Source organism: 'Fragaria x ananassa' phyllody phytoplasma, assembly GCF_018274325.1.
Classification (GTDB): domain Bacteria; phylum Bacillota_I; class Bacilli_A; order Acholeplasmatales; family Acholeplasmataceae; genus Phytoplasma.
The window spans coordinates 23,950-48,488 of the sequence record NZ_JAGVRH010000002.1; the positions used below are offsets into that span (position 1 = coordinate 23,950).

Below are 24,539 nucleotides of genomic sequence, written 5' to 3' on the forward strand. Positions count from 1 at the left end.
AAGGCGAAGCAGTAAAGTGATTAAAAAAAGAGTAAAAAATATTTTACTACCATTTGAGTAACCCCCTAAAACAAATGTTTCTCCTTGTTTCTAAGTTTCTGATTGTAAAAATAATAAAATAATGGAATGGAAGAAACTTTAAAATATAATATGTATATGGATGAATTTAATAAAGTTGTTTTGTGGAGTAGTAAAAAAATCATTACACAAAAAACACCCTATTCCAAAGGGTGTTTAAATTATCTATTATAATATTCGACTATTAATTGTTCATTAATTTCAGACAAAAATTCATTTCTTTGAGGATATCTAACATATTTGCCAACTAATTGTTTATCTAAAGAAACATAATCCAAACGAACAAATTTACTTTTCAAAGCTTCTTCAACAATCTTTAAATTTTTTGATTTTTCTCTTAAAGTAATAGTTTCTCCTGGTTTCAAACGATAAGAAGCGATATCAGTTTTTTTACCATTAACTAAAATATGGCCATGATTAACCAACTGTCTTGCTTGTGCTCGAGTTTTGGCAAAACCTAAACGATAAACCACATTATCAAGGCGTGATTCTAACAACATTAAAAACATTTCACCATGAATACCTTTTAATTTACTAGCGTTTTCAAAAATTTTACGAAATTGCTTTTCTGAAACACCATAAGTAAAACGTAATTTTTGCTTTTCTTGTAATTGTAACCCATAATCACTTAATTTAGAACGCTTTTGACCGTGTTGTCCCGGCGCATAAACTCTTTTACGTAATTCTTTTCCGGTTTCTGTCACAGAATAATTAAGACGTCTTGAAATTTTCCAAAGTGAACCTGTATATCTTGACATTAGTTTTAACTCTCCTTTTATTAAGATAAAGTTGCATAACTTCAATCATTAACAATCACCTGCTTTCCTTTCCTTCTCAAACAGCAAAGAATTACTTAGAAAAGTCTCTTAAAGACCAAGGATTATTTTAATAATTTTAGCTATCACTGTTTTACCATCACTAATATTTTATAAAAAAAGAGAGCAATAGTCAAGTTTTTATTGCATTTTCTTATAATAAAGTCGTTTAATATGTTTTTGTTATTCAAGAGAGTGCGTAAATTTAATATATTGTATCAATAAATATCATTGACATATCATATAAAAAAATATCAGTTCTTTCATAATTATTCTTGATTTAATAATGCCAATTATTATTGATAATATTTTTTAATGTATAATTATATAATTAATAATTGTTTTTCAATCTCATAAAGGAGCAAAAATTACTATTTAAATAAAAAAGAAAAAAAGTGAAAAATTAAAAATGTATAATGATTAAAATAAAGTTCTTCGAGAAAAAATTTATATATGTAAATTAAGTAATGTTGCCATAACAGTATTCATTCTTATAGTTTTTCTAACTTTATAGGAATTAGTTTATATCTTGATGTATCCTTTGTTAAAAACTTTTGCTTATAATAGAGATATGTAAAATACAAAATATGAAAAAACATCAACTTATATCTGAAATTATGTAATTACAGCAAATATTTAAAACAATTAGAAAAAGATGCAGATAACAGTAAATTATTAGCTTATCAAAAATAAAATTAAACAAAAATTAATTAATAATTAATATTATATTAAAAATCAATATAAGGAGACATCAATTGATTATGCAAGGAATGCATTAACAACAACAAACTTTATTCACAAAAACCCTTTTGGATTAAATGGTGTGCAAATAGGTGCATTAACACTTATAAGTATAATCTCTTTATTAGGTTAGCGCGCTAAATACTTATTTCTTTATGATTGTTTATAATGGTGGCATTATTTTTAAACAAAACACAAATCAAATTATAAGTTTAATGCAAAAAAAACACAATTACAAGAAAAAATAAAAAATTTAACATCTCAAAAAAATGAAAAATTTGATTTAACATTACATTTAAAAAAATAACAAAAAAAATTAAACTGTTTGTTTTATGAACATCAATGGTTTAACTTGTTTTTTTAATATCGTTATTTAATTTCATATCCCATTTTATAAAAATCAAATTTTATCAATTAATATAATTATTTATATCATTAATTTATATAAATAAAAATCATCAATTAAACACAAATTTTTGTCATTATTTTTTTATATATTTCAACTACAATTAAAGGACACAAAGAAAAAAAGAAAATAATCAAATAATCAATACTTGATAAAGGCATTAATTTAAAAAGTGACCTAATAGCAGGAATTAAAATAATCATTAATTGCAACAACAAACTAATAACAAAGGCTTTTCTTAAAGCAAGATTGGGTGTTAATTTAAACATAGACACCTTAAAACTACGTAAATTCCAAACATGAATTAATTGAGAAATAGCAAGCACCATAAAAGCAAAAGTTTGGGCATATTGATAATTGTATCCGTGCCAATAATAACCAACCAAAGCAGCTGAAAAAGCTAATGAAGCAATTAAGCAACCTTCAAACATAATTTTATAATAAATACTTTTATTTAAAAGATTTTCATTAATCTGACGTGGTTTTTGAGACATTAAGTTTTGTTCTTGTGGTTCCAACCCTAAAGCCATTGCAACTAGAGAATCTGTCACTAAATTAATCCAAAGAATTTGAAAAGCTGTTAAAATTTTAAAATCCCCATTCAACCAATAACTACCAAATAAATTACTAAGTAAAATTAACATGATTTCGCCCACATTACAACTTAAAAGAAAAACTAAACTTTTTTTAATATTATTAAAAATATTACGTCCTTCTTCTAAAGCTTTCACAATAGTAGCAAAATTATCATTTGTTAAGATCATATCAGATGCCATTTTAGCAACATGAGTCCCAGTAATTCCCATAGCAATACCAATATTAGCCTGTTTAATACTTAAAGCATCATTCACACCATCACCTGTCATTGACACCACAAACCCTTTTTTTTGCCATGCTTTTACTATTTTTAACTTATGTTGAGGATTAGTACGTGCATAAACTTTAATATATTCTAACTTATCCAAAAATTCTGCTTCTGACAGATGATTCAAGGTTTCCCCTGTAATTGCTAAATCATCACGAGTAGCTAAAATATTTAATTTTTGAGCAATCCCAATAGCTGTTTGAAGATGATCACCTGTAATTATAACAGGAGTCACATAAGCTGCTTGGCATTTGGCAATGGCTTGAAAAACCTCAGGACGAATAGGATCTTCTAAAGCTACCGCTCCTACAAAAATAAGATTATCCTCTGGTTGCAATACTTGATCAACTTTAAAACCAAGATCAAAAGGTAAAACGCTATAAGCTATCCCCAAAACTCTTAAAGATTGATTAGTTAATTGACTAATTTGTTTTTCTAAAATATGATTAATTCTGTCATCTTTAGAAATAATGCGACCTTGATAAATAACTTGATGACTTCTTTTTAATAAAACTTCAGGAGCCCCTTTAGTAATTTGATAAATAGTGTTTTCGACCATATTATGATTAAAAGTAGTCATTAATTTTCTTTGAGGATCAAAAGGAATTTCACCTAAACGCACATATTCTTTTTTCCAAGTTAACACATCCATTTGATAAAATAAAGCTAAATTAATCAAAGCTTTTTCAGTAGGATCAGCAAAAACTTCTAATAACTTTTGATTTGGTTTGAAACTAATTAAAGCATCATTGCATAAAACACCAAAAAGCATTAATTTTTCTAACATCAATCTATTAGGATTAAGAGAAAAGGAATGAGATAAAGGAAGTATATTAACTAACACATCAGCAGCAATAATTTGTTTAACAGTCATCTTATTTTGTGTTAAAGTACCTGTTTTATCAGTGCAAATAACATTAACAGCGCCTAAAGTTTCCAAGGTTTTTAAATTTTTGACAATTACGTTTAAAACAGTTAGTTTCTTCATTCCTAAAGCCAAAATTAAAGTCATAATAATTAGCAAACCTTCAGGAATAGCAGCAACTGCTAAAGCAAGCGAATCTAAAAAAATACTTTGTAAAACATCCCATTGCAGAAAACCAAACCCAGTTTTTTTCAACAAAACAATCAAAGCATTCAAAATAATGATCATAGATATTAATAAAGTTAGAGTTTTGATTAATTTAGTTAATTTTTGTTCTAAAGGAGTTTTATTAATTTGAGGTTTAGCAATAAAAGTGTTAATTTTACCAATTTCAGTTTTCATCCCAGTAGCAACTACTAGTCCTTTGCCTCTTCCTTTTAAAACAACAGTATTCATAAAAATCATATTTACAAATGACAAATCAGCTATATTTTTATTTTGAGGCAAAGTAAGATCTTTTTTTAAAATAGCTTGCGATTCTCCTGTAAAAAGAGATTCGTCCACAGTTAAATTAAAACTTTCCAAAAGACGCATATCAGCAGAAACCAAATCACCTGTTTCTAAAATAACAATATCTCCTGGAACTAAATTCACCATAGGAATTAAAAGATGTTTATTATCTCTAATAACTTTAATCCTAAGAGCTACTTTTTTTTCAACAAAAAACAATGCTTGTTGGGTTTTATTTTCATAATATATGCTTAATAAAGCATTACCTAACACAATTAACAAAATAAAACATGCTTCATAAATTTCTTCATGTTTATTTTGCCAAATACCAATTATTAAATTAATGGCTGCTGCTATTAACAAAATAATAACTAAAAAATCTTGAAATTGTTTTTTTAATTTTTGATAAAAAGTTTCTTGAATTAAAGTATTAATTTGATTATTGCCATAAATAGTTAATCTTTGCAAGGCTTCTTGAGACGCAAGTCCTTTAGTAAAATCAGTTTTAAAAATTTTGAGTAATTGTTCAGGAGTTTTTTGACTAAATATTTTGTTCATTAAAAAATCCTTTTATTTAATTAAAATATAAATGCAAATGCATATCACGAAAAATCAATTGACTTAGTTCTAATTTGATATACTCATGATCACACTTTTATCTTTACAAATGTTTTTTCAAGCGCAAAAAAAGATCAAAAACCAAACTGTTACAAACCAGTTTGGCATAGTTTTAATAAATCATTTTTATTGTTCGCTTTTAGTAGTAATTATGTTTATCATAAAACAAGTTAATTTAATTCTAACAAAAGCATATAAAAGTGATAATAAAAGTTTCCAAGTTTCATTTGAAATATCCTCTAAAAAAAGGTTAGCAATAAAACCTATTAAAACTAAAACATATTCAAACACTTCAATAGTAACAGCGATGTTTTTTTTCTTATAAACCCATAAGTATTTACCAATAATATCGATGCCACCAGTAGAAGATCTTAATTTAATAGGGATGGCATAAAAAATCCCAATAAAAAAACCAGCAAAAATAGCTCGTGAAAAATCAGAAACAAAACCAGCTTCTGCAGTAAAAAGACCAAAAAAACGTTCACTACGTTGTAAAAAACCATCTTTAACAGCTGTGTGAAGTAACATCCCCATGAAAGGTAAAAATACAAATGCTAAAGCAGTGGTAACGGTAAAATATAAATCTAAATAACGATAAGAAATAAACCATAAAAAAACAATGTTAACAACCAAATAAAAAATCATCCCAAAATTAGTAATCTGAGCATAAGGCAAAACACCCATTTTATCTAATATTTTACCAATTAAATCACCTAAACCATGAATACCACCAAGATAAAGATCGGTTTTATACCCTTCATTACCACTTGGTCCTCCAGTACAATTAATAGCCCAAACAGAAATAAAATCATAACCTATTAAGGCCATAAAAACAATTAGTAATTTTTTTAATTCTGCGCCATATTGGATTTTGCTTGGATTTAAGTTTAGTTTCTTATGGTTGATACCATGATTAATGTTGATATTGTTGTTTTTCATCCCATTCACCTTACATTTCTTGAAGGTTTAAAATATTATAGCAACGAAGACATAAATTTTGATTACTATGGGCAAGAACTACATTCCAACATCTTTGACATGGATATCCACTTGCTTTTTCAACTTTAATTCCCAAAACATCTTTTGATACTAAAGTCACTTTGGAAACAATAAACAGTTGGTGTAACTGTTCTTTGATTTGCAACACATCACAAGCATAAAGTTGTTCTTTTGTTAATTCTAAATAAAGATGCGCTTGCAGGGAGGAATTAATAATTTTACTTTGTCTTGTTTTTTCTAAAACTTGTAAAACGTTTTTTCTCAATGTTAAAAAATGATAATATTCGACTAAAAGGTGTTTGCCTTCATAATGATGTAATTGTGGCATCGACTCTAAATAAACATCTTCCTGATCAAAAAAAGGACAAAAACTATAAGCTTCAGACGTAGTATGTGGAATAATAGGAGTTAATACTTGTAAAAAACCTAATAATAAATCATAAATAGTTGATTGAACCATTTGGCGTTCTAAATGTTCCTCTTTTTCAAGATATAAAATATCTTTAATAAAATCAAAATAAAAAGCACTAATTTTATTGGTAATAAAAGGGAAAAGATTCCTTATAATCACTTCAAAATCATAAACTTGATAAGAATGAATTATTTTGGCTACAATTTCTTCCCAATCAAGAATCACAGCTTGATGAATAGGTTTACGTTTATCCCAACTTAAATAATGCTTAGTTTTATCAAAGCGAGCTAAATTACCAATCATAAAACGCAAGGTATTTCTAATTTTACGATACATATCTTCTACTTGATTCAAAATAGCATTATTAATACGAACATCAAAATTATAATTAGTATTAGCTACCCATAACCTAATAATGTCAGCACCTTTTTGAGAAGCGATAGTTAAAGGATCAATAATATTTCCTAGGGATTTACTCATTTTTTGACCCTTGCCATCTAAAACAAAACCATGAGTAATAACAGTGTGATAAGGGGATTTTTGGAAAGCAGCAACAGAAGTAATCAAAGAAGAATTAAACCAACCACGATGTTGATCATTGCCTTCCAAATAAAGGGAACTAACATCATTTTGATATCTGCGTTTAATCACACTATAAGAAGTCCCTGAATCAAACCAAACATCCATAATATCAAGTTCTTTAGTAAAAATACCATTAGGACTATTGGGGTGTTGATAATTAGAAGGTAAAAGTTGCTGACAATCCCATTCATACCAAATTTCACTACCATGTTGTTCAAATAAATTAGCCACATGATTAGTAACTGCCAAATCTAAAATAGGTTCTTCGTTTTCAGCATAAAAAATAGCAATAGGAACTCCCCAAATTCTTTGACGACTAATATTCCAATCTTCACGTTCTTGCATCATATTAGTCATTTTTAAATTACCCCATTTAGGCACCCATTTAACTTGTTGAATTGCTTTTAATAAATTAGTTTTAATTTTTTTAAGAGAAACAAACCACTGCGAAAGTGCTAAGGAAATCACTGGTTTTTTAGTACGCCAATCACAAGGATGAGAATGTGTAATCACATCAGCTTTTAATAAATAATCATTTTCTGATAAATCAGCAATAATAACATCATTGGCCTTGGTGTAAAATAAACCTTGATATTTCCCTGCACAAACACTCATTAATCCCTTTTTATCAATGCTACAAACAACTTCTAAATGATATTTTTGACCAACAATAAAATCTTCTAAACCATGACCAGGAGCAATATGAACCAACCCAGTTCCTTCATTATCTAAAACATGTTCTGATAAAATGAAAAATCCAGTTGTAACTACTAAAGGATTACGATATGTTAAATATTCTATTTCTTTTCCTTGATAAGTCTTAATAATTTTAATTGCTACATCATCCCAAGCTAAAGTTTTTTTTAATTGAGGAAGAGCATTTTTACCAACTAAATATCGTTTGTTCAAAACATCTATTAATTGATATTTTTGATGAGGATGCACCGCTATAGCTTTATTAGCTATCAGAGTCCAAGGAGTAGTAGTCCAAATAATTGCACAAGCATTTTGAAACAAACTATCTGAGGCAACAGTCATAGGAAAAGCGACATAAATGGAGGGAGATTGGTGCTCATGATATTCTAATTCTGCTTCAGCTAAAGCCGATTCTAAAGTAGGCGACCAATGAATAGGTTTAAGAGCTCTAAAAACAACTCCTTCAGCCACCATTTTTCCAAAAATCCTCACTTGATCCGATATAAACTTAGAGTCTAAGGTCAAATAAGGATTATCCCAATCTCCTAAGACTCCTAATCTTTGAAATTGTTTTTTTTGATTAGTCACATTTTCTAAAGCAAACGCTTGACATTTTTCCAAAAGTTTTTGACGACTAGATAAATACTTAGTTTTATCCTTTTTAAGAACCGCTGCTTCAATAGGAAGCCCATGAGTATCCCATCCTGGAATATAAGGGGTGTAAAAACCCTTCATACTATGAAAACGAACGATAAAATCTTTTAAGATTTTATTTAAAGCGTGTCCAATATGAAGGTTTCCATTAGCATAAGGAGGACCATCATGCAACATAAACATCGGAGCACCTTGATTTTGCTTTAATTTTTTTTGATATAACTTTTGTTGATGCCACTTTTGTTGAATATTAATTTCATTTTTACCCAAATTACCTTTCATAGGAAAATCTGTTTGTGGCATTAAAAGAGTATTTTTATAATTTTTCATAATCTTAACTTGTTTCCTTAATATTTATTGTGTCTATATGATGACTATTATAACATAACCATTTAAATGCCATCCAAAAACTAAAAACTATCTTATTAAAAAATAATTATTATGTGTGACATCAGCAAAATTAAATTTAAAAGCGAAAACAAAGTTTGATATCTGAATTATTAACATGTGTGGCAACGCACTTTTACACATTAAACTTAAAAATAATAATATCGCCATCTTGCACTTGATATTCTTTTCCTTCGATTCTCACTTTGCCTTTTTCTTTACTTTTTTGAAAAGTTTGAGCTTCTACTAAATCCTGATAAGCAACTACTTCAGCTTTAATAAAACCTTTTTGCAAATCTGTATGAATAATTCTAGCACATTCAGGGGCTTTAAATCCTTTTTGAAAAGACCAAGCATGTACTTCTTTAGGACCTGCTGTAAAATAAGTTTGCAACCCTAAAAGTTGATAACTAACTTGAATCAATTGATTTAATGCAGTTTGGGTTAAACCATAATCTTTTAAAAAGAGTTGTCTTTCTTCCTCAGATAAGCTCGACAACTCTTTTTCCAATTGCACACACATAGGAACAATAGTTTTACCTTCTTTCGCGGCATGTAACAATACTTGTTGATAAAGTTGATTATTTTTAATATTGGCTAATTCATTTTCTTTGACATTAGCTAAATAAAGCGAAGGTTTTAAACACAATAAATTAAAATTTTTAACCATTTTCATTTCTTTAACATCTAAACTCAAATCCTTTAAAGTTTGATTAATTAAATGATATTTAATTTTAATTAAAACAGTTTCTTCGAATAATAACTCTTTATCACCTTTCTTTTTTTGATTCATTAATTTTTGTAAACGTTTCTCAATTTGATCTAAATCAGATAAAGCTAATTCGGTTTCAATAATCTTAATTTCTTCTAAAGGATCGCTTTTCGTCATAACGTGAGCAATATTAGGATCTTGAAAACATTTAACAACGTGACAAATAGCATCAACACTGCGAATATGACTTAAAAATTGATTACCTAACCCTTCTCCTTGAGACGCACCAGCTACTAAACCTGCAATATCACGAAACTCGATTAAAGTAGCAATAATTTTTTGCGATTGAAAAATTTGAGCTAAAGTTTGTAAACGAGGATCCCGAACTTCCACAACTCCTACATTAGGTTCAATAGTAGCAAAAGGATAATTAGCTTCTAAAACTTGCATTTTGGTTAAAGCATTAAATAAAGTTGATTTCCCTACATTAGGTAACCCAATAATTCCTATTTTCATTTTGTAATTCCTACACACCTTTATTCCTTTATTTTTAGTTTTGTTTGTTGTTTTTGATGAGAGAGGTTTATTGTTGTAATTAAATCTAAATCCCACACAACAATAGTAATTAAAAAATAATATTATAATTAATATTTACTATCTTTGATCTATCTTAGATAACTTTTTTTTGTTTTTTTAATTTCAGCCATAAAATAAATATAATTTTGATATCTCCAAAGGGGAAGGTCGCTTTTTTCCAAAGCTTGCTTAACACCACATTTATCTTCTTGCAAATGCAAACAATTATTACCAAAAAAACAATCATTCACATAACATAAAAAATCAGGATAAAAATCCTTTAAATCACCATAAGTAAAATCATTTAAATCTAACTTCGAAAAACCAGGAGTATCAGCAATAAAACCATGATTAAATTCATATAATTGAGCATTTTTAGTAGTATGCTTACCTCTACCTAAACTTTCTGAAATTTCTTGTGTTTTTAAATGTGCATCAGGAATTAATGATTTTAACAAGGTAGATTTGCCAACTCCTGTTTGTCCTGCTAAAACAGTAATTTTATTAGCAAAAATATCCTTTAAAACATCAATCCCAATTTGTTGTTTGCTGTTCACAAAATAACAAGGATAAAATTTTTCATAATACACAATTTGTTGTTTAATATTTTCCAAATCATTGCTTTCAAGCAAATCAATTTTAGAAAATACTAAAACTAAATCTAATTTTTGTTTCTTTAAAATTAATAAAAATTTATCTAACAAAAGCGTTTGAAAATGAGGTCTAATCAAAGAAAAAACCAATAATACTTGATTAATGTTGGTAATATTAGGTCTCTGTAATTCATTTTTTCGCAAAAAAACAGCATCAATTAAATATTTATCATAACACAATTGATAACCCACAATGTCGCCCACCTTAATAATTAAATGCTTGGATTTATCATTAATTTTATTTTTTTTATTAACATCAAGATTCGAATCAAGCCCTTTTAAGGTACCTCTTTTTATAGCTTGTAAAAAAATTTTACTTTCTAAATCTTGAAGATCATAAACACCAGCTAAAAATCTAATCACTAAAGCTTTTCTCAAACCACATCTCCTTTTTTTCTTTTATTACCAATAATACCAATTATTTATATTTCGCTATTTTGTTAATCGCTAACCCATAACAACTAACAAAAAAAATAATAAAGTTTTGATAGCTCATTTGAAACAATTTCAAAAAAACACTAATTAATATTATTATAACATATAAGAATATTTTATTAACATGCAAAAAAAATAATTAAATAGTAAAAGTTATTTCTTTTGGTTCAAAAAAACATATATTTACCAGAAGCAAAACTTTAGTCCATATCCAGTAAAATATTTTTTTTTATTTAGTTTTGTTATTAATTTTATATGTATAGTTTTTTTTGATAAAAAAAGGGAGAACAAATTAATATTATATAGTAAAATTAAATGAAATATTGCTACAAAAACAAAAAAGACCTTTTCATAAGGTCTTTTTCCATTTTATATATCAATTTTTATCATTTTTTAACAGGCAAATCTTTTTGTGTTTTTAAAAGTCTTAACCCATTTAAAATAACTATTAAAGTGCTTCCTTCATGACAAGCTACCGCAAGAGGAAGAGGAATGTTATAAGAACTAAAAATACCTAAATTAATCAAATTCAATAAAACAACTACACTCATAGCAAAAATAATATTTTGCCAAATGATATTTTTTAATTTAATCGCTATTTTATGAGTATAAATAATTTTAGATAAATCATTATTCATTAAAACAGCATCAGCTAAATCAATAGAAGCATCAGTTCCATTTTGCATAGCAATGCCCACATCAGCAGATGTTAAAGCAGGAGCATCATTAATGCCATCACCTACCATAATAGTAGTTCCATATTGTTTTTGCAATTCTTTAATTTTTTCAACTTTATCCACAGGCAAATTATTGCCCCAAGCATTTTTTAAATGCAATTGTTTTTTTAAAAAAGAAGCACTTTGTTGATTATCTCCTGTAATAACCGTTGTATAAATTTTTTTTTGATTAAAATAATTAATTAGTTGAGAAGCTTGAGGACGCAATTTATCTAAAAAAGCTAAAGCTATCATGACTTGCTTATTGGCTCCAAAATAAATAACTGTTTTTCCTTGAGACAACAATATTTTTGTTTTAGCAGATAAATCATGTGATACTTGTGAAGAAACAATTGCTTTGGTAATTTGATAATAATTATCTTGGTAAACAGATTCTAAGCCAATCCCAACTGCATTTGTAATTTCAATTGCTAAATGCGAATTTTTATTAAAATATTTTTTAATAGCTGCTGCCAAGGGATGATTTGATTTTTGTTCCATAGCCAATAATATATCTACATATTGATCGTAATGATTTCTAGAAACATGAGGTTCAATATAAATATCAGTAACTTCTGGTTTTCCTTCTGTTAAAGTACCTGTTTTGTCACAAGCAAAAACTTTAATATCTGAAATTATCTCTAAGGTTTTCACATTTTTAAATAAAACTCCTTTTTTAGCCAAGTTAGAAATAGCAGCAAGAGATGAAGGAACAGCTGCGGCCGCTAAAGCACAAGGAGAAGAAACTGTTAAAAACACCATAGTCTTATAAAACCACTGCGAATAAGAAAAATCTGATACACCAAAAAATGCTTGATTATAGTAAATAATTCCTGTTGTAATTAAAACTAAAGCAACTATAGCCATAACAATTTTTACATAAAAAGGTTCTATTTTTTTAATAAAAGTAGCTGTTTTAGAAAAATTATTTTTCGTTTGATTCACCAATTGAATAATTTGAGCAAAAATAGTTTTTTCATGTGTTGCAACTACGCGCATTACAAACGTATTACTACCATTAATAGTGCTCCCATAAACAAAATCACCAGGTTTTTTTTCACAAGGAATTCCTTCACCTGTAATATTAGATTCATCAATATTAGGGTTACCAGAAACAATCATTCCATCAGTAGGTATTTGATCACCATGTAAAATTAAAACTGAATCGTTTATTTTAAGCATTTCGGAAGTAATCATTTCAGTACTACCATCATTTTTTAACAAACGTGCTTCTAAAGGACGTAATTTTAAAAGGTTTTTAATTTCTTTTTGGCTTTTTGTTTCAACATGTTCTTCCAAAAAAGAAGCTCCTGAAAAAATTAAAATTAATAAAATACCATCATGATATTGTTGCAAGCATAAAGAACCTAAAGCGGCTAAAGTCATTAAAATATGAATATTAGGAGTAAATTTTTTCTTTTGTAAAGTATCTTTCCAAGTATCTACAAAACCTTCTAAAATCACATGATAACCTAATAAAAATAAAATCACAAATGATATTAAAATGTTATGATAAAATTGTAAAACAAATGGTGAAATATAAGAAAAAAGCGAATACAAAGCATATAAAAAAATACCGATCAAAAAACAAATTAAGGGTTTTTTATCTTTTATTTCTTCGTGTTTAACAGAAGAATGATTACAACAATTCAAATTTATAACACCTTTCTATTGATCACTTTTTTGTAGAGTTGAAGAGGTTTTATTTGTTAAAAAATTCAAGGTATATAAAAAAAAATCCAAAAAAATATGGAATTTTTTAAGCATATAATTAATTTTGAGAAGAAGCAGAATTATGATGTTCGTGTTCTTCTTCTGTTGGATTATCTAACAAATATTGATATTTAGTTTTAATAGAGTCTTCAATAAGTTGACGAGTTTCAGTGTTAACAGGATGTGCAATATCTCTGAAATTCCCTTTTGAAGTTTTTCTGCTTGGCATAGCAATAAAAATACCTCTTTCGCCTTCTATAATTCTAATATCATTAACAACGAAACTATCATCAAAAGTAACTGAAGAAACTCCTCTTAATCTACTTTCGCCATTAATTTTTCTAATTTTTACATTGGTAACTTTCATTTCTTAAGCCTCCATATTTTTGTTTCATTTTCTGAATTTATTTTCATTTATTATTGATATTCCTGTTTTATAATAATTTAATAGTAATAAAAAACTCTTAAACTACTTATCATTCTAACATAAACTAACATTAATTTTAAATGTTTTTATAGAAAGTATGCTAATAAATAAATTAAAGGTTTTTTAAATTTATTTTATCTACTTATTGTATTGGGTTTGTTGGGAAAAAAGCAGCCATTGCAAAGTTATTTTTTTAAATTCTTCTAAAATAATTTGTTCTGCTCTAATATTTAATGGAATTTTGTATTTTTTAAAAAAAAGAATAATTAATTCTTTGGGAAAAGAAAATTGTTGTGCTAAGTTATTTAATAAAATTTTTCTTTTTTGTTTAAAAGAAGCTTTCACAAACTTAATAAATCCTTGTTGTAAAGCCAATGACTCAAAATGTAATTGAGTTGGTTTTCTCTTTAATTTAATCACAATACTATCTACTTTAGGTTTAGGGGAAAACATATATCTTGATACATCTTTAACTTTGTAAATATCAAAAAAAAATTGAATCATAACAGATAAAGCATTATAATTTTTATTATTGGGTTGTGCCATTAAATGCAATCCTACTTCTTTTTGCATCATCATAGTAGCATCATTGATTTGCGGTGTATCAATAATTTTAAAAAGAATAGGTGAGGTAATGTAATAAGGAAGGTTGCTGATTAAACTAAATTTTGTTCCTGGAGAAGATATAGGAAAGTAAGTAGCAAAATCAAGCGTTAAATCTCTTTTTAAAAAATCCTCATAAATAATATCAATTTTATGAGAATCAGGAAAAACTAAAAAAGGTTTTAAAGTAAAATCAATTTCATAAGCTAAAATATGTTTGGCTTGAGGAATAATGAATTGCGTTAAAGCACCTTTACCAGGCCCAATTTCGATAACATTTTTATCTTTTAAAGATGCTTTTGAAACAATTGATTTTAATAAATTGTTATCTTTTAAAAAATTTTGACCGTATTTTTTTTTGAGTTGATGTTGCATTAAAATTTCCTTATGTTTTAAAAATCAATTAGTAAGTGTTTATTAATTGCGCACATAGTTGTTGTTAGTTATGAGGAAGGGCACGATAAAAAAATTTATGATCTTTTTTTGAACCACTTTCTATTAAACTCTTAATAATTAGGGATTCTTCTTTCAGACTTTTTAGTTGATTTTGTGTTTTTATTAAAATATTATCGGCAAAGTTTTCATTATTTTCTGAATAAGCTATTTTGTCAACAGTATTCAAAGATGTATAATATGATACATATTCGAGATTAAGATTAGCATATTGATTTTTAATATCATTAATCTTGGCTTGATTGTCTTCGTTATTATCTAACACATTCCAAATAGAACGATTGATAAAATCACGACATAAATTTTTCAAAATCAGATCAGAACTATTTTGTAAATGCAAAATTAAAGCATTAATATAAGTGTCATCAAGGGCTAAATAATTAGCATAATTTTTGGGGTCATCAAGTAAATTTTTAAAAATATCAATATAAGAATCAAAAGAGTAATTAGTTTTTAATAACAACTTAAGACGTTGACAAATTTTTTCTAAAATAGTCATATAAGCTCTTACTTTAGGATGATAATACACTTGCCAAAACATATGATAACGATTAATTAAATAATTTTCAACAGCAAAAACACCACTTTGACGAAAAGCAATACATTTTTGTTGAGTTTGAGGATTTGTTTCAATAATCATACTACGCATTAACCGTTCTAAATCAATATGACCATAAATCGCCCCTGTAAAATAGGCATCTCTTTCTAAATAATCTAATCGATCAATATCAATTTGGCCACTTAAAATTTGTTCTATCAAAGGAAATTTATTTTTTTTAGCAACAATGCTTGCAACATCATTTTTAAAATTGGGATTTATTTCCTCTAATAAAGCACTAATTTCTGGATCATGTTGAATAATTAAAGCACCTTGTTTTTCGTGTTTGCAATCAAACAAAGCTTCAAAGGAATGAGAATAGAAACTATGCCCTATGTCATGTAATAAGGCAGATATTAATAAAAGTAATTGTTCATTTTCAGAAAAATGTTGTTGTAAATTATTAATATTTAAAAAGCGCCTAGCTAATTCATAAACTCCTAAACTATGAGTAAAACGCGAATGTTCTGCATTGTGAAAAACAATATTAGCACCACTTAATTGTTTAATACGTCTTAACCTTTGAAAGGCAGAGGTATCAATTAATTTTTCAATTATCTGATATTGAAGATAAACATAACCATAAATAGGATCGCGGAAAACTTCTGGTCTACAAAACTTTTTATTTGCAATTTTAAGTTGTGGCATTAATTTTTAGGGATAATACCAATATAGTTTATTGTCTTAACAATAATTTTTATCTTTATCCTTTTTTCCTCCTTATTTAAAAAAATTCGTGACAAAAATTTTTATAGAGCGAAAGGCGCAAATTAAGCTATTTATGCCTTTCGCTCTATAAAAAATGAGGCTTTTTATTAACATTGACCATTAATAACAAGTCTTTTTTTTTAAAGAGAAAAGCAACTTTATTTAATTAAAGTAACTTGATCTCCGTTTTTTAATAAAAAAGCACTACCATCATCAGTATCTAAATGACATTCCAATCGAAAATCAGGATGAACTCTACATAAAACTTTTTCTAAAGTCCCTGACTTAACGCCATCAATATGAATACTTACTATTTGTTTATCACAAACACCAAAAGTTTGAGCATCTCGGGTAGAAAAATGAATATGACGATCAGCAATAATAACTCCTTCTGAAATTGATACTTGTCCTTTTGGACCAATTAAAACAGCGGCTCCTGAATCTTTAATATCTCCTGAAGATCTAACAGGTGATTGAAATTGATGTCTTAAAGCATCACTTTGACTAATTTCTACTTGATCAAAAGGACGAGTTGGTCCTAAAATACGAACTTGAGGAATAATTTTGCCTGAAGGGCTTTGAATATCAATTTTTTCTAATGCGGCAAATTGTCCTACTTGCTTTAAAGATTTGAAAAAAGTTAATTGATAATCTTTTTGACCAAACAATATATCTAAGGTTTTTTGTGATAAATGCACATGCCTTCCTGAAATTCCTACTGTAATTAAAGACATTTATTGACTCCTTTAAATTTTAATTTTACAATTTTATTATAACATTTATTAACTTATTTAAAAATATTAAAACAAATAAAATCACACAAAAAAAACAACGATAACAGACCAAAAAAAGTTAATTTAAAAATAAGGATATCTACCATATTATTGTTTAGTTTGCCTCAATTAAAACCAAAGACCATAAGAAATATCAGTTTCATTATATTGTTAATAAATTATTGTTCATGATAATTTATTGTTTTTAAAAAAATTACGTAATAAAACTTCATATTGACTATTTTCTTTATAAAAATTAACATTATTTTGAATCAAATATTCGCGTAATTTTTTAGGAATAAAAATACGAATCCCTTCTTCATTATAACCAATTTGAATTTTACCCCCTTCGATCAAAATAGGTCTTTTTAAAACACCTGGATTTGCCATAATAATTTGTTTCATATCGACTGTATGAAGATTTTGCAAATCTATTTTAGTTACTTTAAAGAAATTAGAACGTTTTGAGATAATATCATCAAATCCATAATCACAATTTTTTAAAATTGAATCTAAATCCTTAAGTTGAAATTTATAACTAAACACATTCCTTTCTTGAAAAATAATCCCATGTATTTTTAACCATTTTTTAGCTTTTTGACAAGAAGTACAACTAAAACTAGTATAAACAATTACCATACTAATTTATATAATTCCTTTTAACAAATTTATAAATAATAAAAATAATTCTAGATTTAAAAAATATAGTTTTAAAAATTTATATAATTAATAAATATTATAATTTAAATATGAATTGAATTTGTACTTTGAATATAATAATAAGGATTGATATTGGCCAATTAATTTAATCATATTGTTATGAAATTATTATGAAAAAATATGAAAATAATGTTAAAAAAATAATACATAAAATAAGAAAATTATAAAAAGAAAGGGGAAGTTCATTATAAAACTAAAAAATAATAAGAATTATATTTAAATAAGAAAAATTTTTCTTGTACAATAAATATAAAAAAAATACCCTTTTTTTGTTAAAAAAATTGTTTACTTAATATAGCAACAAATATATTTTAATAATAAAAACGATATTCATAAGATAATCCAAACTAAAGATAAAATAGTTTGGTTAAAAAAAATTTTAAATTGTTTTTTTAGTTCTAAACAAAGGAAAAATAAGGAAAAAAATAAAAAATAGTTAAATTTTTGAAAAAACTCTTTTCTAACAAAAATAAGGTAATCATAAATAGATAAAAAATAAAACAATAAAGGCAAAAAGTTAAATAGTTAAAATAATAGGGATAATAATAGGATTTCTTAAAGTAATTTCATATATTTTACCAGAAAGATAATCAATAATGAACTGATTTAAAACTTCTTTTTTAATAGGTTTATTTCTAATAGCATTTTCAACATTTTTTTTAATATCAAAAGAGATTTTTTTAATCATTTCTTGATTACCTTTCATATAAATGAAACCACGAGAAACAATAGTAGGCGAATTAAGTACTTTTTTATTTTTAACATCAATACTCATTACTACTGAAAATAAACCTTCTTGACTCAAATTACGTCTTTCTTTTAAAACTTCACTACCAAGATCATCAATCCCCGAAGCATCAATAAAAACATTATCAACAATTAATTGTTTTGAAATTAGGGCTTTTTCAGGAGTAAAAGTTACTATTTGACCATTTTCTAAGATAAAAATATTTTTTTCAGCAATGCCACATTCCAAAGCTAAATTTTTATGAGCCATCAACATCCTATGCTCTCCATGAACAGGAATAAAATACTTCGGTTTAGTTAAAGTTAACATTAATTTTAAATCATTTTGATTACCATGCCCTGAAACATGAGTATTAATCAAAGTCCCATGCACAATCACATTAACATCTTTTTTAAAAAGCAAATCAAAAATTTTATTAATATTTTCTTGATTTCCTGGAATTGGGGATGAAGAAAAAATAATAGTATCTTTGGGATGTAGTTTAATTTGTCTATGAGTGTTATTGGCAATACGACTTAAAGCCGCCAAAGGCTCACCTTGCGAACCTGTACATAATAAGATAATATCACGATATTTATGAATATTATGACTTGCAATCAAAGTACCTGCAGGAATATCCAAATAACCATTTTTTTGACCAATTTCCAAAGCTTTTTCCATGCTGCGACCAAAAACAGCAATTTTTCTTTTAGTTAAAATAGTAGCTTCTATAATTTGTTTAATACGATAAAAATTAGAAGCAAAAGTAACAACAATAATTCTATCAGGAATTTGGACAAACAATTCATTAATAGAATGCCCAATTGTACTTTCTGATTGCACCACTCCTTCTTGTTCAGCATTAGTTGAATCTGATAGCAAACACAAAACACCTTCTTGTTTAATTTTAATTAATTTATCATATTCAGCCGCAGGACCAACTGGTGTATAATCAATTTTAAAATCACCTGTATAAAAAATATTACCATATTTGGTTTTTAAAACAATTCCAAAAGTATCAGGAATAGAATGATTGACACGAACAAAAGAAATACTCACATTTTTAAAACGATAACGAGAATCAGCATGAAATTTTTCTATTTGTGGAAACGAACTAATATCTTTATGTTCTAATAATTTATGTTCTACTAAATAATAGGCAATCCCTGAAACAAAAATCTTAGGAATGCGCACTTTTTTTAATAAATAAGGGACTCCTCCAATATGATCTTCATGACCATGAGTAATAAAAAGTCCTACAATTCGCGATTCATTTTCTCTTAAATATTGATAATCAGGAATAACATAATTAACTCCTAATAAAAAATTATCCGAAAATAAAATCCCTGAATCAACAATAAAAATTTGTTTTTCAATTTCAAAAATATACATATTTTTTCCAACTTCGCCAAGACCTCCCAAAGCGAAAAAAGAAATATCGTTATTAGAAGAAGGAATTTTAGTAATAACATTATTCATAAAAATATACTCCTTTAAGGTAAAACAATCGAATAAAATAGCATTTTAACAATTATTACTATCTATATTATAGTATAATATAAGCAATAATTGTAATTAATTATTTATAATATGTTGATTTTTCATCACAATAATTAACAAACAAATATAATGATGAAAAAATTATCAAAATATATAAGAGAAATAGGCGGGGATAATTTATGAAAAAATTAATTTTTTTTGATATCGATGGAACTTTAAGAAGCAACGAAAAAAAAGAAATTCTTTCACAAACCAAAAAATTAATTAAAAAATTAGCAAAAAACCCTAACGTAGAATTAGGAATTGCTACAGGAAGAAATTACGGAAGATTAGGGGTATTAAAAGAATTAAGGCCTTTATTTAAATATTGGGTACTTTCCAATGGAGCCTTAACTATGTTCCAGGATCAAATTATTAATGAAATCTGTTTTAACCCCAAAGATATTGCAACCATATATCAAGAAGTCCAAAAACAACAAATAAACAACAAAATTGCCATGAAACTTTTTGGTTTAAAAGATGTTTTTGCAATTAATGATCTCCATTATAATTATCCAAATCTTAGCGATTTTAAAGATGAAATCAAAATCACTTTAACAAATGATTTCCATTTACAAAATAAAATCTATCAAATCGGTTTATTATATCATCCAACTTCACAAAAAGAACAAATTAAATGTTTTTTAAATAAAATGTCACAATTAAAAACTTATTTTTGGGATGACAGATATATTGATTTAATGTATCTTGCAATAGATAAATCATATGGCATTAAACAAATTAAAAAATTATATCCTCAACATCAATTAATTTGCATTGGTGATGGACCTAATGATTTTGAAATGCTCCAATTAGCTGATATAGCTATCACCATGGGAAACAGCAAAATAGAAAAGTTAAAAAATATTGCTAATCTAGTAACTCCTCATATCGATGAAAATCGTATTTATGATTTTTTTGAACAAGCCAAATTAATTTAATTAATAGAATGGAATAATTATAAGAAATAATAATATTTAGTGTAAATGTTTTTGAATAAATAAAAAAAAGTCAAACTACTTTCTTTTGGAAAAGAAGTAGTTTGACTTTTAATTTTATAATTTTTATTCATTTAAATCAATAAAATGGAGCGGGCGATGGGAATCGAACCCACGTCTTTAGCTTGGAAGGCTAAGGTAATGGCCATTATACGACGCCCGCTGCAATAAACGAAATAGCTTGTATGGTCGGGAAGGCAGGATTTGAACCCGCGACCTCCTGGTCCCAAACCAGGCGCTATGCCAAGCTAAGCTACTTCCCGCAAAATAATGTTAATTTTGTGGCACACCCAAGAGGATTTGAACCCCTAGCCTCCTGATCCGTAGTCAGACGCTCTATCCAATTGAGCTATGGGTGCTTTCTTTTGGTGACCCGTACGGGATTTGAACCCGTGAATGCATGCGTGAAAGGCATGTGAGTTAACCGTTTCTCCAACGGGCCAATTTATAATTTCTTATGATTGTAATTACTTATCATTATTCAATTACAAACCCCATAACCCAATTTGTATCTATAATAAAATTATTTTAATTTTTTAAATAGATATTTTAAAAATTTCCAAAATAAAAAAATGAATAAAAAAGGTTACTTTTAAATTTTATCAACATTTATCAAAAAAGTCAAGTCAAAATGGAACAAGGAGAAGAAAATAAATATTTGTTAGTTTAGTTAGTAATATTAAAAACCCTAAATATGAAAATTAATGAAAAAAACTATAATAATGCAGTAAATATATTGATAATATATCTTAACTTACTAATGGATTTCGAATAATCCCCAAACCAATAGCACTATCACCTACATGACAACCAATAACAGGAGTCAAGGGTATTTCTAATAAATTAGTTAACCCTAATTGCTCCTTTAAAACTTGTTTAAAATCATTTTTTAATTCAGGATAACCTGTAAAAATTAAATGAGCTTGATATTTGTGATTTTTAGTATATTCTTTAACTTTATCAACTATTGATAAAAAAGTTTTATGAGTAGTTAAATGTTTTTGAATAAGAGCGATTTGACCATTATCTTGCACTTGCAAAAGTGGTTTAATCCTCAAAAATCTACCAAAAAAACTTTTAGTCCTTGTAAGACGTCCATTATTGATTAATTGAGTTAGTTTCTTAGTCATAAACAAAATAGTATTATTCTTTTTAATCCAATCTAACCTTGTTAACACTTCTTTCAAAGAACTACCTTGTTGAAACATTTGATAAGCTTGTAAGGCAAAATAACCTTCACAAAAGCAAACCGTTTTAGTATCATAACAATAAACTTCGATTTTATCAGCTACTATTTTTTTAGCTTGCAAAATAGCATTATAAGTGCCGCTTAAAGCAGATGATAAAGTTGTAATGAATACTTTTTGATAACCTTGAGCTATTAATTTTTCAAAATATAATACCATCTCACCAACTGATATTTGTGAAGTTTTTGGCATAAAATCAGGATTTTGTTTAAACATTTGATAAAAGGTTTTATATAACATAGTTTTACCATCAAGATATTCTTGATAATCGATTAAAATCTTAATTCTGATAATATCAATATCACAATGATGAGAATAATAATCAAGACAACTAGTTGAAGTTGCTGCTACCTTTATTTTCATATAATACTCCTTGAATTTGATCATTTTAGAAAAATTATTATAAATATAAAGACAAAGTAAACCTTAATTTTAAAACAGTAAGATAAATATGTTTATCACGTCAATATTAAAATAATTTATCATATCAACTAATTTATGGAGGAACCTTCATATTACCGACCGTTGCAAGAAGAAAGATATCATATAGTTTTTACCAAAACAAACAAAAAATATTATTGATGATTACTTTACTCACTTTTAACACTAATAAAAATAGGAATAACAATAGGTCTTTTTTTAGTTTCTTTAAACAAGAATTTTCCTAATGATTCTCTAATATTTTTTTTAAAATCATTCCATTTAAGATACTTTTTTTTCAAAAAAATAATACTTTTTTCGTTGAAAATCTCTTTTAATTTAGGGAAAATATGATTAGTTTCAGCAACAGCTAAAAAACCCTTACTCACCAATTGAGGTTCACCCACAATTTTTTTATATCTAGCATTAACATTGGCAACCACAATCACCACTCCATCAGCAGCTAAAAGTTCACGATCTTTCATAATAAAATCTTGTCCCTCAACTACAGGAGTCCCATCAATTAAAATTTCTCCCAAAGTCATATGATTATGTTCAACAAAAGGTTCTTGCGTATCACAACAATTCCAAATAGAACCATTTTCTAATAAAAAAATATTATAAGGTTTAAATCCTATTTTCTGAGCTATTTTTTTAACTTGATATTGATGACGATATTCACCAATAACAGGAATAATATATTTAGGTTTTAATAAATTTAACATAATTTTTAAATTTTTTTCATAATTGTTTTGGCAAATCGATAAATCTTTCACTAAAACATAAGCTTTAATGTGGTTACGAGATAAAATATCTAAGGTTTGGGATTGCATTTTAGCAATTCCTGCCATCTCTTTAGACATTAATAAAACCAAATCCTGATTAGTTAAATGAATAACACGGTCATTTTGTTTTGACATTTGTTGCAACCGCTGCAAGGTAGCAAAATGTTTTCCAAAAACAAAGACAACTAATTGTTTATGTTTACGTTGATCTTCAAAATTATTTAATTCAACTAAATTAAAAGAAGGAACTTTTAAAAAATTTTTTTTTAAAGCAACATCAATAATTTTTTCATTTTTAAGACCTAAAAAAGATATTTTAAAATTTAATTTACAAGCTAAATCAATTGCTATTTGAATCTTTAACAAATCAAGGGCTAAAGAGGCTATCACAATTATTCCTTGCGGTTTTAAAGCATAATTAATAAAATAATTATTCAACTTATATTCAAAATTATCATCTTCATTATTGTGTGAATTATTAAAAGCACCTTGTGAAGAAGGTAAAAAAGTTAAGACTTTTTGTTGTGCTATATGCGATAAGCTAGTAAAATTAGTTTGAAAAAATTTATTTTTAAACTCCAAAAACTTTAAATCACCAGTGTAAACAATAGCTCCTCTTTCTGTTTGAAAAGAAATTCCTAATGTTTCTGGCACTAATTGTGATGTAGCAAAAAAAGAAACTGCAACATCATCAAAATGTATAATATCCTCTGATTTCACAACATTTAAATTCAAATTTTTATAATGTACTTTATGACTTTGAAAATATGTTTTTACCACTTGCATAGTAAAATAAGAAGCATAAATAGGTAAATTAAAATCTTGAATTAAATAAGGTAAAGCTCCTAAATGAGATTCTAAGGAAGATGATAAAAAAACACCTTTAATTTGATCTTTAATATCTTCTAATTTATAATAATCAGATATCATAGAATCGATACCATACAAAGAAATATTAGGATATTTTAACCCTGCATCAATAATAAAATAAGATTTGTTAATTTGTAAAAGATAAAAATTTTTTCCATCTTCACCCAAACCACCTAAAGCAAAAAATTTGATGTCATTCACTTAAGACCTCCAGATTATTGTCTTTTTTTAATTTTTC

Annotated in this window: 16 protein-coding genes and 4 tRNA genes; 1 reads left to right on the forward strand and 19 read right to left on the reverse strand. The window is 26.6% G+C overall.

Annotated elements, in window-relative coordinates:
- Positions 1-239: 239 nt before the first annotated feature.
- From rpsD to J8J04_RS00845, 13 genes are all read right to left on the reverse strand, one after another.
- Positions 240-836: a 30S ribosomal protein S4 gene (gene rpsD, locus J8J04_RS00785; protein WP_212330945.1), complete on the reverse strand. Its 597-nt coding sequence runs from the start codon at positions 834-836 to the stop codon at positions 240-242.
- A 1,260-nt stretch (positions 837-2,096) separates the two neighbouring features.
- Entirely contained in the window at positions 2,097-4,838 is a 2,742-nt protein-coding gene (locus J8J04_RS00790) for a cation-translocating P-type ATPase (RefSeq protein ID WP_212330947.1), read from the reverse strand.
- A gap of 186 nt (positions 4,839-5,024) precedes the next feature.
- On the reverse strand, positions 5,025-5,837 hold the full coding sequence (locus J8J04_RS00795) for a YitT family protein (RefSeq protein WP_212330949.1): 813 nt from the start codon (positions 5,835-5,837) through the stop codon (positions 5,025-5,027).
- A 10-nt stretch (positions 5,838-5,847) separates the two neighbouring features.
- Positions 5,848-8,571 (reverse strand): isoleucine--tRNA ligase, encoded by a 2,724-nt coding sequence (ileS, locus tag J8J04_RS00800; protein ID WP_212330951.1) that lies wholly within the window; start codon positions 8,569-8,571, stop codon positions 5,848-5,850.
- A gap of 193 nt (positions 8,572-8,764) precedes the next feature.
- Positions 8,765-9,856 (reverse strand): redox-regulated ATPase YchF, encoded by a 1,092-nt coding sequence (ychF, locus tag J8J04_RS00805; RefSeq protein ID WP_212330953.1) that lies wholly within the window; start codon positions 9,854-9,856, stop codon positions 8,765-8,767.
- A gap of 149 nt (positions 9,857-10,005) precedes the next feature.
- The gene (gene rsgA, locus J8J04_RS00810) at positions 10,006-10,947 is read right to left on the reverse strand and encodes a ribosome small subunit-dependent GTPase A (RefSeq protein ID WP_212330956.1); all 942 of its coding nucleotides are present in this window, start codon (positions 10,945-10,947) and stop codon (positions 10,006-10,008) included.
- A gap of 443 nt (positions 10,948-11,390) precedes the next feature.
- Positions 11,391-13,373 carry a heavy metal translocating P-type ATPase gene (locus tag J8J04_RS00815; RefSeq protein WP_212330959.1) on the reverse strand — a complete coding sequence of 661 codons (1,983 nt, stop codon included), beginning with the start codon at positions 13,371-13,373 and terminating at the stop codon, positions 11,391-11,393.
- A gap of 118 nt (positions 13,374-13,491) precedes the next feature.
- Positions 13,492-13,800 (reverse strand): septation regulator SpoVG, encoded by a 309-nt coding sequence (gene spoVG, locus J8J04_RS00820; RefSeq protein WP_212330962.1) that lies wholly within the window; start codon positions 13,798-13,800, stop codon positions 13,492-13,494.
- Positions 13,801-13,998: 198 nt separating this feature from the next.
- Entirely contained in the window at positions 13,999-14,838 is an 840-nt protein-coding gene (gene rsmA / locus J8J04_RS00825; protein ID WP_212330966.1) for a 16S rRNA (adenine(1518)-N(6)/adenine(1519)-N(6))-dimethyltransferase RsmA, read from the reverse strand.
- Between the two features lie 64 nt (positions 14,839-14,902).
- A complete protein-coding gene (locus J8J04_RS00830; protein WP_212330969.1) occupies positions 14,903-16,162 on the reverse strand; it encodes an HD domain-containing protein in 1,260 nt (419 codons plus the stop codon).
- 218 nt (positions 16,163-16,380) lie between these two features.
- A complete protein-coding gene (gene pduL, locus J8J04_RS00835; RefSeq protein ID WP_212330972.1) occupies positions 16,381-16,956 on the reverse strand; it encodes a phosphate propanoyltransferase in 576 nt (191 codons plus the stop codon).
- Between the two features lie 225 nt (positions 16,957-17,181).
- The gene (spx, locus tag J8J04_RS00840; RefSeq protein WP_212330975.1) at positions 17,182-17,634 is read right to left on the reverse strand and encodes a transcriptional regulator Spx; all 453 of its coding nucleotides are present in this window, start codon (positions 17,632-17,634) and stop codon (positions 17,182-17,184) included.
- Between the two features lie 598 nt (positions 17,635-18,232).
- Positions 18,233-19,921, reverse strand: coding sequence for a ribonuclease J (locus tag J8J04_RS00845; RefSeq protein ID WP_212330978.1), 1,689 nt, complete (start codon positions 19,919-19,921; stop codon positions 18,233-18,235).
- A gap of 200 nt (positions 19,922-20,121) precedes the next feature.
- On the opposite strand from J8J04_RS00845, the gene J8J04_RS00850 reads away from it, so the two are divergent.
- Positions 20,122-20,922 (forward strand): HAD-IIB family hydrolase, encoded by an 801-nt coding sequence (locus tag J8J04_RS00850; RefSeq protein ID WP_212330981.1) that lies wholly within the window; start codon positions 20,122-20,124, stop codon positions 20,920-20,922.
- Between the two features lie 145 nt (positions 20,923-21,067).
- Here the strand turns inward: J8J04_RS00850 and J8J04_RS00855 are convergent.
- The 6 genes from J8J04_RS00855 to J8J04_RS00880 form a co-directional block, all read right to left on the reverse strand.
- Positions 21,068-21,142: transfer RNA gene (locus J8J04_RS00855), tRNA-Gly, on the reverse strand.
- Between the two features lie 23 nt (positions 21,143-21,165).
- Positions 21,166-21,242 (reverse strand) — tRNA-Pro (locus tag J8J04_RS00860).
- 19 nt (positions 21,243-21,261) lie between these two features.
- A tRNA-Arg gene (locus J8J04_RS00865) sits at positions 21,262-21,338 on the reverse strand.
- Positions 21,339-21,345: 7 nt separating this feature from the next.
- Positions 21,346-21,421, reverse strand: a tRNA-Glu gene (locus tag J8J04_RS00870).
- A gap of 307 nt (positions 21,422-21,728) precedes the next feature.
- Positions 21,729-22,589 carry a DegV family protein gene (locus J8J04_RS00875; protein ID WP_212330984.1) on the reverse strand — a complete coding sequence of 287 codons (861 nt, stop codon included), beginning with the start codon at positions 22,587-22,589 and terminating at the stop codon, positions 21,729-21,731.
- 227 nt (positions 22,590-22,816) lie between these two features.
- Positions 22,817-24,502, reverse strand: a complete 1,686-nt coding sequence (locus J8J04_RS00880) for a ribonuclease J (protein ID WP_212330986.1) — start codon at positions 24,500-24,502, stop codon at positions 22,817-22,819.
- Positions 24,503-24,539: the final 37 nt, after the last annotated feature.